Raw genomic sequence first — 12,482 nt, forward strand, 5'->3', positions numbered from 1 at the left:
GGGTGCCGGGTCACAGGGACCCCGCGGTTGCCGGGTCACGGGAACCCCGCAGTGCTTCCTACGGTTCCGTAACCTACGGCTTCGTAAGTATGGCAGCGCGTCGCCCGGCGGCAAGAGCCCGAGAGCCTGCGCGTCCCGGCCGACACCTATCCTGGAGTCGGTCGGACAGCGCGGTCCGCTCTGTTTTCTTCCCGGATGTCCGGCCCGTATGCGGCGCCCGCCGCGCGAGACGCCGTCCGGGTACCCCCTCCCAGACGAGCTTCAACACTGCAAGGAGCCGCACCTGTGAGCAGTGCCGACGACCAGACCACGACGACGAGCAGTGAGCTGCGTGCCGACATCCGCCGACTGGGTGACCTCCTCGGAGAGACCCTCGTCCGGCAGGAGGGCCCCGAGCTCCTGGAACTCGTCGAGAAGGTCCGCCGCCTCACCCGTGAGGACGGCGAGGCCGCCGCCGAGCTGCTGCGCGGCACCGAACTCGACACCGCGGCCAAGCTGGTCCGCGCCTTCTCCACCTACTTCCACCTGGCCAACGTCACCGAGCAGGTCCACCGCGGCCGCGAGCTGCGCGCCCGGCGCGCCGCCGAGGGCGGACTGCTCGCCCGCACGGCCGACCGGCTCAAGGACGCCGACCCCGAGCACCTGCGCGAGACGGTCCGCCACCTCAACGTCCGCCCCGTGTTCACGGCCCACCCCACCGAGGCCGCGCGCCGGTCGGTCCTGAACAAGCTCCGGCGCGTCGCCGCGCTCCTGGAGACCCCGGTCATCGAGTCGGACCGCCGCCGCCTCGACATCCGGCTGGCCGAGAACATCGACCTCGTCTGGCAGACCGACGAACTGCGCGTCGTGCGCCCCGAGCCCGCCGACGAGGCCCGCAACGCCATCTACTACCTCGACGAACTGCACGCGGGCGCCGTCGGCGACGTCCTGGAGGACCTCACCGCGGAACTGGAGCGCGCCGGAGTCAAGCTCCCCGACGACACGCGCCCCCTCACCTTCGGCACCTGGATCGGCGGCGACCGCGACGGCAACCCCAACGTCACCCCCCAGGTGACCTGGGACGTCCTCATCCTCCAGCACGAACACGGCATCAACGACGCGCTGGACACCATCGACGAACTGCGCGGCTTCCTGTCCAACTCCATCCGCTACGCCGGCGCCACCGAGGAACTGCTGAGCTCCCTCCAGGCCGACCTGGAGAACCTCCCCGAGATCAGCCCCCGCTACAAGCGCCTCAACGCCGAGGAGCCCTACCGGCTCAAGGCCACCTGCATCCGGCAGAAGCTGGAGAACACCAAGCAGCGCCTCGCCAAGGGCACCGCGCACGTGCCGGGCCGCGACTACCTCGGCACCAGCGAGCTGATCAGCGACCTGCGGATCATCCAGAACTCCCTGCGCGAGCACCGCGGCGGCCTCTTCGCCGACGGCCGCCTCGCCCGCACCATCCGCACCCTCGCCGCCTTCGGCCTCCAGCTCGCCACCATGGACGTACGCGAACACGCCGACGCCCACCACCACGCCCTCGGCCAGCTGTTCGACCGCCTCGGCGAGGAGTCCTGGCGGTACGCGGACATGCCCCGCGACTACCGCACCAAGCTGCTCGCCAAGGAACTGCGCTCCCGCCGCCCCCTCGCACCCACCCCGGCACCCGTGGACGCCCCCGGCGAGAAGACCCTCGGCGTCTTCCAGACCGTGAAGAAGGCCCTGGAGGTCTTCGGACCCGAGGTCATCGAGTCCTACATCATCTCCATGTGCCAGGGCGCCGACGACGTCTTCGCCGCCGCCGTCCTCGCCCGCGAAGCCGGCCTCATCGACCTGCACGCCGGCTGGGCCAAGATCGGCATCGTCCCCCTGCTGGAGACCACCGACGAGCTCAAGGCCGCCGACACCATCCTCGAGGACATGCTCTCCGACCCGTCCTACCGGCGCCTCGTCGCGCTCAGGGGCGACGTCCAGGAGGTCATGCTCGGCTACTCCGACTCCTCCAAGTTCGGCGGCATCACCACCAGCCAGTGGGAGATCCACCGCGCCCAGCGCCGCCTGCGCGACGTCGCCCACCGCTACGGCGTCCGCCTGCGCCTCTTCCACGGCCGCGGCGGCACCGTCGGCCGCGGCGGCGGCCCCACCCACGACGCCATCCTCGCCCAGCCCTGGGGCACCCTGGAGGGCGAGATCAAGGTGACCGAGCAGGGCGAGGTCATCTCCGACAAGTACCTCATCCCGTCCCTCGCCCGGGAGAACCTCGAACTCACCGTCGCGGCCACCCTCCAGGCCTCCGCCCTGCACACCGCACCCCGCCAGTCCGTCGAGGCCCTCGCCCGCTGGGACGCCGCCATGGACGTCGTCTCCGACGCCGCCCACGCCGCCTACCGCCGCCTCGTCGAGGACCCCGACCTGCCGACGTACTTCCTCGCGTCGACACCGGTGGACCAGCTCGCCGACCTGCACCTGGGCTCCCGGCCCTCCCGCCGCCCCGGCTCCGGCGTCTCGCTCGACGGCCTGCGCGCCATCCCGTGGGTGTTCGGCTGGACCCAGTCCCGGCAGATCGTCCCAGGCTGGTTCGGCGTCGGCTCCGGCCTCAAGGCCCTGCGCGAGGCGGGCCTGGACACCGTGCTCGACGAGATGTACGGCCAGTGGCACTTCTTCCGCAACTTCATCTCCAACGTCGAGATGACCCTGGCCAAGACCGACCTGCGGATCGCCCAGCACTACGTCGACACCCTCGTCCCCGACGAGCTCAAGCACGTCTTCGACACCATCAAGGCCGAACACGAACTGACCGTCGCCGAGGTACTGCGGGTCACCGGCGAACAGGAACTCCTCGACGCCGAACCCGTCCTGAAGCAGACCTTCGCCATCCGCGACGCCTACCTCGACCCCATCTCCTACCTCCAGGTCGCCCTGCTCAAGCGGCAGCGCGACGCGGCCGCCGCCGGCGAACAGCCCGACCCGCTCCTCGCCCGCGCCCTGCTCCTCACCGTCAACGGCGTGGCAGCGGGCCTGCGCAACACCGGCTGAACCGCTCCAGACACAACCGTGCCCCCGAACCCGTACGGGCTCGGGGGCACGGCCCGTTCCGCGTCAGCCGCGGCCGAGCCCGCGGCGACGCAACACCAGGAACCCGCCGCCCGCGACCAGCACCGCCGCCACACCGGACAGCACACCCACCGGCGCTCCATTGCCCGTCTCGGCGAGATCACCCTCGGCACCGCCCTGCGGCGACGACGAAGACGCCGCACCCCCGCCGGCCGTCGCACTCGGGGACGCCGGGGACTCCGACGACCCCGGCCCCGCCGACGGCGCCCCGGAAGCCCCGGACGAAGGCGACGGCGAAGCCGACCCGGACGGCGTCGAACCGCCGGGCTCCTGCTCGTCCTCGCAGTCCGTCCAGAACACCTTGTGCTTGGCGGCACCCTTCTCACCGTCGAAGGTCCAGAACAGCTTGTAGTGCCCGTCGGGCAGCGACAGATCCTCCGTACGGCCGTGGCCCTCCGCGTCCAGGGTGAGCGCGCCGGACTTCACCGTCTCCCCCTTGTTCTCGCTCGGCGGGATCGCGTCGATGCGCCAGTCGACCTCCTGGCCGCCGTCAAAACCGAAAGCGTCCAGGTAGAACGTGCACACGTGCGGCTCGTTGCGGCGCAGCTCCTCGTCCGTCGAAGCGTCGTGGATCTTGACCGTGCCGTTGTCGCCGGGAGGGGTCGCGTGGGCGGCCGGAGCGAGCAGGAGGACCGCGGAAGCGGCGGCGACAGCGCCGGCGCGCGAGAGAGTTCGCATCGAGAAGTCATCCATCTTCGAGAAGTGACCGGGAAGATGTGGAGGGGGCGGCTCAGCTTCCAGCCCCGCCCGACCGCCCGTCAATCACGAACCGACAACGCTCGGCCCCCACAGAAAAGGAGAACGCCGGAACCCCTCGGACAGTCACTCAGACGGTCACAAAAGCCGCCGTCAGCAACGCCACGCCCGACAACGCCATCACCCACGCCGCCCGCGTACGCAGCAGACCGCCCGCCACCACGACCGCCGCCAGCAACAGCGCACCACCCAGCGGAATCCACGCGTACAGCACCCCGGCCGGGCCCGAACGCACCGCGTCATCACTGCCGGGCTTCACGACCACCGTGTAGGTCCGGCTCTTCTGCACCGCGACCGACTTCTCCAGAACCACCTTCGACCGGGGCTCCCAACCCTCGGACAACGGCGAGTACCGGCCCGTGCACGTGTCCTGCCCGCACCGCGTCACCTCGACCGTGCCGCGCTCCCGGCCCTTGGTCAGCATCACGTGCTGCGCCGTACCCCACGACGCCCACACACCCGCGATCAGGATCAGCACCGCGACCGCACCCATCGCCGCGAACCGCCCGAACCTCAACACGGCATGGGCGCTCTGGTGAGTGACGGCAGCAGAGGCAGGCATGGCCGGATCATTGGCCATATCCGCACGACCGGTCAACTCCCCAGGGCGACAAGTCAGGAGTTGTACGTACTCTGCGCCCGCTCCAGCCCGTCGATCACCAGACACTCCACCGCGTCCGCCGCCCGGTCCACGAAGTAGTCCAGCTCCTTGCGCTCCGCCGACGAGAAATCCCTCAGCACGAAATCCGCCACCGGCATCCGACCCGGCGGCCGCCCGATCCCGAACCGCACCCGGTGATACTCCGCCCCGAACGCCTTCGTCATCGACTTCAGCCCGTTGTGCCCGTTGTCCCCGCCACCCAGCTTCAGCCGCAGCACCCCGTAGTCGATGTCCAACTCGTCATGAATCGCCACCACATGCGCCACCGGCACCTTGTAGAAGTCCCGCAGCGCGTTCACCGGCCCGCCCGACAGATTCATGTACGACATCGGCTTCGCCAGAACCACCCGCCGGCTCATCGGCCCCGGCGGCCCGATCCGGCCCTCGACGACCTGCGCCTGCGCCTTCCCGGCCCGCTTGAACCTCCCCCCGATCCGCTCCGCCAGCAGATCGGCCACCATGAAGCCCACGTTGTGCCGGTTACCCGCGTACTCCGGCCCCGGATTGCCCAACCCCACGATCAGCCAGGGCACGGCGGCATCGGTCGTCACGTCCATGTCTCCTTCATACGCGTCGGCCGCTGCCCGGCACGGGAACAGCGGCCGACGAAACGACGACGAGGGATCAGGCCTCGGCGGCCTCTGAACCCTCTTCCTCGCCCTCGGAGGGCTCCTCGGCCTGCGCGGCCAGGACCTGAAGGACGACCGTGTCCTCCTCGACGTCCAGCGTCGTACCCTTCGGCAGCGGGATGTCCTTGGCCAGGATGGAGTCACCGGCCGTCAGACCCTCGACGGAGACGGTCACGGACTCCGGGATGTGCGTCGCCTCGGCCACCACCGGCAGCGCGTTCAGCACGTGCTCCAGCAGGTTGCCGCCCGGGGCCAGCTCACCCTCGGTGTGCACGTAGATCTCGACGTTGACCTGCTCGCCGCGCTTCACCAGCTGAAGGTCCACGTGCTCCAGGAAACCCTTCAGCGGGTCACGCTGCACGGCCTTCGGAATCGCCAGCTCGTTGGACTTGCCGTCGATGTCCAGCGCGATCAGCACGTTCGGCGTACGCAGCGCCATCAGCAGCTCATGACCCGGCAGGGTCAGGTGCAGCGGGTCCGAACCGTGCCCGTACAGGACACCCGGAACCTTGGACTCACGACGGATACGGCGCGCGGCACCCTTGCCGAACTCGGTGCGCGTCGCGGCGGAGATCTTCACCTCGGACATACTCACTCCTCGAAGTCAGAAACGGACGTGGTCACCCGGCCACGAACGGCCTGCTACGAAGAGCGCGTCGATAACGGACCGCCGTACAGGCTTCCAGAAGAAGCGGTACGGCCTCCCTCGCCGAGCAACTTCAGCAGTCTACTCGGCAAGGGAGGCCGCACCCAAAACGATCTACACAAGCCCGACCAGCGGCTCTTACTGGTCGTCGAACAGGCTCGTCACCGAACCGTCCTCGAACACCTCACGCACCGCGTTCGCGATCGTCGGCGCGATCGACAGCACCGAGATCTTGTCCAGGTCCCCGCTCAGCTCACCCGGCGTCGGCAGCGTGTTCGTGAACACGAACTCACTCACCCGCGAGTTCTTCAGCCGGTCCGCCGCCGGACCCGACAGCACACCGTGCGTCGCCGTCACGATGACATCCTCCGCGCCGTGCGCGAACAGCGCGTCCGCCGCGGCACAGATCGTCCCGCCCGTGTCGATCATGTCGTCCACCAGGACACACACGCGCCCCTTCACCTCACCCACGACCTCGTGGACGGTGACCTGGTTCGCGACGTCCTTGTCCCGGCGCTTGTGCACGATCGCCAGCGGCGCGCCCAGCCGGTCGCACCAGCGGTCGGCGACCCGCACCCGGCCCGCGTCCGGAGACACGACCGTCAGCTTGTTCCGGTCCACCTTCCGGCCCACGTAGTCCGCCAGCAGCGGCAGCGCGAACAGGTGGTCCACCGGACCGTCGAAGAAGCCCTGGATCTGGTCCGTGTGCAGATCCACCGTCAGCAGCCGGTCCGCACCCGCGGTCTTCATCATGTCCGCGATCAGACGCGCCGAAATCGGTTCACGTCCGCGGTGCTTCTTGTCCTGCCGCGCGTAACCGTAGAACGGCACGATGACGGTGATGGAGCGGGCCGACGCACGCTTCAGCGCGTCGATCATGATCAACTGCTCCATGATCCACTTGTTGATCGGAGCCGTGTGGCTCTGGATCAGGAAGCAGTCGGCACCACGAGCCGACTCCTGATAACGCACATAGATCTCCCCGTTCGCGAAGTCGAAGGCCTTCGTCGGGACAACCCCGACACCCAACTGCTGGGCGACCTCCTCGGCAAGCTCGGGGTGGGCGCGGCCGGAGAAGAACATCAACTTCTTCTCGCCGGTCGTCTTGATCCCGGTCACAGCACTGTCTCCTCAGAGGTGTCGCAGCTGGGTGTCGAGAGACCTCTCAGCCGGCTTGCTAGAGGCCGTCTCCACTGGTGGGGGTGCGGGTATGCACTTATCACCGTACGCCGTGTTCGAGGCACCGGTTTCCGGTCAGCCCTCCTCGGCCGACCCCCGGGAAGCCGCCTCGGCCGCCTTCGCGGCCGCGCTCCCCGGACGCTTTCGAGCCACCCAACCCTCGATATTCCGCTGCTGACCACGGGCCACAGCCAGCGAACCGGGCGGCACATCCTTGGTGATCACGGACCCGGCGGCGGTGTACGCGCCGTCCCCGACCGTGACAGGCGCCACAAACATGTTGTCCGAGCCCGTACGGCAATGAGAACCGACGGTCGTGTGGTGCTTCTCCTGACCGTCGTAGTTCACGAACACGCTCGCGGCACCGATGTTCGTGTGATCACCGATCGTCGCGTCACCGACATACGAGAGATGAGGCACCTTCGTCCCCTCCCCGATCGAGGCGTTCTTCGTCTCCACGTACGTCCCGATCTTGCCCTTGGCACCCAGCCGGGTCCCCGGACGCAGATACGCGAACGGCCCGACGGACGCCTGGGGTCCCACCTCCGCGCTCACGGCCACGGTGTTGTCGACCCGCGCGCCCGCACCCACCCGGGTGTCCGTCAGCCGGCAGTTCGGACCGACCTCCGCGCCCTCGCACAGGTGCGTCGCCCCGTGCAGCTGAGTGCCCGGATGCACGACGGCGTCCTGCTCGAACGTGACCGTCACATCGACCCAGGTGGTCGCCGGATCGATGACCGTGACACCGGACAGCATCGCCTCGGTGAGCAGCCGGTCGTTGAGAATGCGACGCGCCTCCGACAGCTGCACACGGTTGTTGATGCCGGCGATCTCCCGGTGGTCACCCGCCACCGACGCCCCGACCCGGTGCCCGGCCTCACGCAGGATCCCGAGCACGTCGGTCAGGTACTCCTCGCCCTGGCTGTTGTCGGTCCGCACCTTCTTCAGCGCGTCGGCCAGCAACTGCCCGTCGAACGCGAACACCCCCGAGTTGATCTCCCGGATCGACCGCTGCGCGTCGGTGGCGTCCTTGTGCTCCACGATCGCCGTCACGGCACCCGAGTCGTCCCGCACGATCCGGCCGTAGCCCGTCGCGTCCGGCACCTCGGCGGTCAGCACGGTGACCGCGTTGCCGTCTTCGGTGTGGGTCGCGGACAGGGCCCGCAGCGTCTCGCCGGTGAGCAGGGGAGTGTCCCCGCACACGACGACGACCGTCCCCTCGACGGCCCCGCCGAGCGCTTCCAGCCCCATCCGTACGGCGTGCCCCGTGCCGTTCTGCTCCGCCTGTACCGCCGTGCGGACGTCCGGGGCGATCTCGCCGAGATGGGCGGTGACCTTCTCACGGGCGTGGCCAACCACGACGACCAGGTTCTCGGGGTGCAGCTCGCCCGCGGCGGCGAGCACGTGTCCCACGAGACTGCGGCCGCAGAGCTCGTGCAGGACCTTGGGTGTGGCCGACTTCATACGGGTGCCCTCACCCGCTGCGAGAACGACGACGGCTGCCGGGCGGTTGGCGCTCACGGGATGCCCTTCGGCTGTGGATGGGGTGGGGTGACATCCGCAGGATACCGGGGGGTTTTGTGGGGGGTGGGGGTGTGGGGCCTGGCCGCGGTTTCATCAGCCAGGACCCGAACCGAGAGTGTGCTCCCCTGCCAGGACTCGAACCTGGAACAAATCATCCAAAGTGACCCGTGTTGCCAATTACACCACAGGGGACTATAGCCCCGGCTAATCGGACATCTCGCCGATTGACTGGGCGGCTCCCAACACTATGCCGTACCAAGAGCCTTCGATGCGACGGTACAGGTCGGCGCTCCTCCGGACTTTGATCACGAGGCAGCCCCGGTAGGAGTCGCCGGTGTTCTTGCGGACCGTCTTGGGGTTGTGCCTCTTCAGCGTCGTCTTGTTGAACGCGGAGCGTTCGGCGCCGACGGCCTCGGCCCAGTACTGCTCAGCCCCTGTCACGTCGGCGGACTCGTGGATCATCACCGTGAAGCGCAGGCGGTCGCGTTCCACGCCCAGCAGGTCGAGCCAGGCCATGAAGACCCGGATCATGCCGGGATCGCTGTTGACGAAGCAGACGTTCTCGCGACGGTCGTACGGCTTGTCCTTACCGCCCTCCGCCCAGTACAGGCCGACGCCCAGGAGGAACAGCTCGCGCGGCGACAGCGCGCCGACCGCCTGCTTGGCGGCCTCCTTGGTGCGCTGCCGCTCCTCGTCGCGCAGGCGCATCGTGGCTTCCCAGCCCCGCCTCGCGATCGCTGACGCCTCGTCCGGAGTCCGCTTGCGCTCCGGCTTCGGCAGATCCCGTACCCACAGCGAGATCGAACTCTTCGAGCATCCCAGTTCCACCTGGATCTGGTCGTACGTCCAGCCCTGGAGCCGGAGCTCCCGGGCCTTCTCGCGGAGGTCGTCCTTCGCGTTCGGGCGCTTCGTTCATTGCGGCGGCGGCTCGCCCTCCAGCAGGCGGTTGAGGATGTCGTTGTTGTCGACGTGCAGCCGGTCGCGGATCTGGCGCCGGCTCAGCCCTGCGCGCCGCAGCGCCACCGCCCTCTCCCGCAGGCCCTCGAAGTCGGCGTACTTGCCAGGTGCATGTGTCATAGGCATACCGTCCGGGCGGAATGGAGGGCTCCGGGGTCGAACGGTGAGCGATTCAGCAGTTCGAGGGATATCGGGCCGTATCGCAGCCGAACGGTCACGGAGTGTGGTGTGGGCAAGTCCGGGAAATGCGCCGGAAAACCGGCTGCGGGCGCCCGTAGGCTGGAGGCATGACCGCGACGGGGGAAGACCTTGTGACGGCCCGGGGAGGGCCATGGTGGTGGGACAGACGGCGTAGTGCCGTGTTCGATGTGAGTCTGGCCGTGGTGTCGGCGCTGGAGTGCGGGGCGGAGGGTTATCCGTTCGCCAAGGAGGCGGGGATCCCGGTCGCCGCGGGGGTCGTTTTCGGTCTGCTGGCCGGGTCCGTGCTGCTCGTGCGGCGGCGCTGGCCGATCGCCGTCGTGCTGGTCTCGATCGCCATCACGCCCGCCCAGATGGGTTTGATGATGGGCGTCGTCGGCCTGTACACCCTGGCCGCGTCCGAGCTGCCCCGGCGGATCATCGGCTCGCTGGCGGGGATGTCGCTGGTGGCGACGCTCATCGTGACGTTCGTGAAGACGCAGCAGGACATGGTGCGGGGTGATCTGGACCTGGGGGACTGGTTCGTGCCCTTCGCGGCGATCACGATGTCGCTCGGTTTCACGGCGCCCCCGGTGCTGCTCGGTCTGTACGTGGGGGCCCGGCGGCGGCTGATGGAGAGCCTGCGGGAGCGTGCGGACAGTCTGGAGCGGGAGCTTCAGCTGCTCGCGGAGCGGGCGGAGGAGCGGGCCGAGTGGGCCCGGAACGAGGAGCGGACGCGGATCGCCCGGGAGATGCACGACGTCGTCGCGCATCGGGTGAGTCTGATGGTCGTGCATGCCGCCGCGCTTCAGGCGGTGGCGCGGAAGGATCCCGAGAAGGCCGTCAGGAACGCCGCGCTCGTGGGGGACATGGGGCGGCAGGCGCTGACCGAGCTGCGGGAGATGCTCGGGGTGCTGCGCAGTGGCGGGGGCGCGCGGCGTGAGCGTGCCGCGTCGATGCCGTTGGCGGCGGTGGGGGTGGCTGCCGCGGCGGCGGCTTCGCGGGCGGCCGATGACGAGGGGCCGTGTCTGGCGGAGATCGAGGATCTGGTGGGGCAGTCGGCCGCGGCGGGGATGGTGGTCGATCTGACGGTGGAGGGTGATGCCCGGTCGTATGCGCCGGAGGTGGAGCAGACGGCGTACCGGGTGGTGCAGGAGGCGTTGACGAACGTCCACAAGCACGCGGCCGGGGCGAAGACGTATGTGCGGCTGGCGCATCGGGTGTCGGAGATCGCGATGCAGGTGGAGAACGAGCCGCCGGAGGCGGCGGCGTCGTCGGCGCGGTTGCCGTCCGGGGGGAACGGGCTGGTGGGGATGAAGGAGCGGGTTGCCGCGCTGGGCGGGGTGTTCGTGTCCGGGCCGACGGATGCGGGGGGTTTTCGGGTGTCGGCGGTGATTCCGGCGTCGTAGCCGCCTCCGTGGCTCTGTGTGGCTGTGGTCAGCCCGTCGTCAGGCGTGTCGGTGCCGTGCCGGCGATGAGGGTGGACAGGGCTTGGTCGATGTCGGTGCCGAGGTACCAGTCGCCGGTGTGGTCGAGGGTGTAGACGCGGCCTTCGGTGTCGATGGCGAGGAGGGCCTGGCTGTCGGTTTCGGCGCCGAGGGGGCAGACCTCGGTGCCGAGGGCGCGGCCGAGGTCGCCGAGGGTGCGGGCCATGTGGAGGCCGTGCAGGGGGTCCAGGTGGAGGGTGGCGGGGGCGACCTGGCGGCCGGGGCCGGTGGGGGTGATGTGGAGTCCGCCGAACTCGGCCCAGGCTTCGACGGCCGCGGGGAAGACGGTGTGGCGGTGGCCGGCGGGTGAAACGTGGTCGCGCAGTGCGTCCGCCCAGATCTCGGCCTGTTTGATGTCCCAGCGGCCGGGTTGCCAGCCGGCGGCGCGCAGGGCGGCGTCGACTTGGACGGCGAAGCGGGTGGTGGAGGTGCGGTCGGTCTGCATCTGCCCTTCGTCTCGTCGAGGTCATGGGGCGGCGTGTGGTGCGCGCCGAGTGGTGTGTTCCGGTGTGCGTGGGGGTGGGGTGCGTCAGCCGGTCGTGGCCGCCGGGTCGACTATGCGGACGCCGAAGTGGGCGCTGAGCGCGGTGCAGGCGCGGCAGGGGGCGGCGAAGCTGCCGTGGAGGGGGTCGCCGTCCTCGCGGATGCGGCGGGCGGTGAGTTTGGCCTGCCTGAGGGCTTTGCGGGCCTCGCCGTTGGTCATGGGTTTGCGTGCGGCGCGTTTGCTGCGGGCGGCGTCGGCGGCGGTGATGTGCCGGGAGATGAGGATGGTCTCGGCGCAGCGGCCGGTGAAGCGGTCGCGTTGGGCGCTGGTGAGGGTGTCCAGGAAGTCCTGGACGAGGGGGTGCAGGGCGGGGGGTGTGTCGCCGCGGGCTGCGGTGCCGGTGAGGGTGGCGCCGCGGACGGAGAGGGCGGCGGCGACGGTGGGGAGGATGCCGTCGCGGCGGTGGTGGAGGACGGGTGCGTGGGGCGTCTCGGTGGCGCTCCAGCCGATGCGGGGGTCGCCGCTTCGGGGGGCGCCGGTGCGTGGGTCGCCGCCTCGTGGGGCACTGCCCCGGGGGTCGCCGTTTCGTGGGTCGGCGGACCTGCCGGTGTGTGGTCCCGTCTGTGTCGCGTTCATGATCGTATTCCCCTCCGTGCATCCCCCGGGGGTCACAGACTGCCAAATGCCGTGGCTCGTGCGGAAGCTGGGGAGCGGCGACACGCCCGTACCGGGGCGTGCCGTCACGGTGGGGTGACGGCTGGTCACGGACCGCGGAGGGGCTGCTGACCGGTGCCGGTGACCGGTGTCGTCGTACCGCATAGGCTGTCGGCACCGCGGGCCGTGCGGTGATCCGTTCGGAGATCGATGCAGTGAACCGGAGGGTGAT

Annotated in this window: 10 protein-coding genes, 1 tRNA gene and 1 pseudogene; 2 read left to right on the forward strand and 10 right to left on the reverse strand. The window is 69.7% G+C overall.

Translation table 11 applies throughout. The annotated features are described in order from the left end of the window. Positions 1–285 precede the first annotated feature (285 nt). Positions 286–3,018: a phosphoenolpyruvate carboxylase gene (gene ppc, locus QC385_RS06105; protein ID WP_279540229.1), complete on the forward strand. Its 2,733-nt coding sequence runs from the start codon at positions 286–288 to the stop codon at positions 3,016–3,018. A 63-nt stretch (positions 3,019–3,081) separates the two neighbouring features. On the opposite strand, the gene QC385_RS06110 is transcribed toward ppc, so the two are convergent. The 8 genes and pseudogenes from QC385_RS06110 to QC385_RS06145 form a co-directional block, all read right to left on the reverse strand. After that, a complete protein-coding gene (locus QC385_RS06110) occupies positions 3,082–3,774 on the reverse strand; it encodes an LPXTG cell wall anchor domain-containing protein (RefSeq protein ID WP_279540230.1) in 693 nt (230 codons plus the stop codon). A 148-nt stretch (positions 3,775–3,922) separates the two neighbouring features. After that, a complete protein-coding gene (locus QC385_RS06115; protein ID WP_279540231.1) occupies positions 3,923–4,414 on the reverse strand; it encodes a hypothetical protein in 492 nt (163 codons plus the stop codon). Positions 4,415–4,467: 53 nt separating this feature from the next. Next, entirely contained in the window at positions 4,468–5,070 is a 603-nt protein-coding gene (gene pth, locus QC385_RS06120; protein ID WP_279540232.1) for an aminoacyl-tRNA hydrolase, read from the reverse strand. A 67-nt stretch (positions 5,071–5,137) separates the two neighbouring features. Beyond that, on the reverse strand, positions 5,138–5,731 hold the full coding sequence (locus QC385_RS06125; protein WP_150481341.1) for a 50S ribosomal protein L25/general stress protein Ctc: 594 nt from the start codon (positions 5,729–5,731) through the stop codon (positions 5,138–5,140). A 195-nt stretch (positions 5,732–5,926) separates the two neighbouring features. Continuing rightward, on the reverse strand, positions 5,927–6,907 hold the full coding sequence (locus tag QC385_RS06130) for a ribose-phosphate diphosphokinase (protein WP_059415896.1): 981 nt from the start codon (positions 6,905–6,907) through the stop codon (positions 5,927–5,929). Between the two features lie 135 nt (positions 6,908–7,042). Beyond that, positions 7,043–8,488, reverse strand: a complete 1,446-nt coding sequence (gene glmU, locus QC385_RS06135; protein ID WP_279540233.1) for a bifunctional UDP-N-acetylglucosamine diphosphorylase/glucosamine-1-phosphate N-acetyltransferase GlmU — start codon at positions 8,486–8,488, stop codon at positions 7,043–7,045. 123 nt (positions 8,489–8,611) lie between these two features. Then, positions 8,612–8,683 (reverse strand) — tRNA-Gln (locus QC385_RS06140). A gap of 12 nt (positions 8,684–8,695) precedes the next feature. Then, positions 8,696–9,568 (reverse strand): annotated as a pseudogene (locus QC385_RS06145) (hypothetical protein). Positions 9,569–9,735: 167 nt separating this feature from the next. Between QC385_RS06145 and QC385_RS06150 the strand changes: the two are divergent. Next, positions 9,736–11,034, forward strand: a complete 1,299-nt coding sequence (locus QC385_RS06150; RefSeq protein ID WP_279540234.1) for a sensor histidine kinase — start codon at positions 9,736–9,738, stop codon at positions 11,032–11,034. Between the two features lie 28 nt (positions 11,035–11,062). Here the strand turns inward: QC385_RS06150 and QC385_RS06155 are convergent, their stop codons facing one another. Together QC385_RS06155 and QC385_RS06160 are read right to left on the reverse strand one after the other, a co-directional pair. Continuing rightward, positions 11,063–11,557, reverse strand: coding sequence for an SUKH-3 domain-containing protein (locus QC385_RS06155; RefSeq protein ID WP_279540235.1), 495 nt, complete (start codon positions 11,555–11,557; stop codon positions 11,063–11,065). Positions 11,558–11,641: 84 nt separating this feature from the next. Next, positions 11,642–12,232 (reverse strand): YwqJ-related putative deaminase, encoded by a 591-nt coding sequence (locus tag QC385_RS06160; protein ID WP_279540236.1) that lies wholly within the window; start codon positions 12,230–12,232, stop codon positions 11,642–11,644. Positions 12,233–12,482: the final 250 nt, after the last annotated feature.

It is taken from the genome of Streptomyces sp. DH10 (genome assembly GCF_029813805.1).
Taxonomy (GTDB): domain Bacteria; phylum Actinomycetota; class Actinomycetes; order Streptomycetales; family Streptomycetaceae; genus Streptomyces; species Streptomyces coeruleofuscus.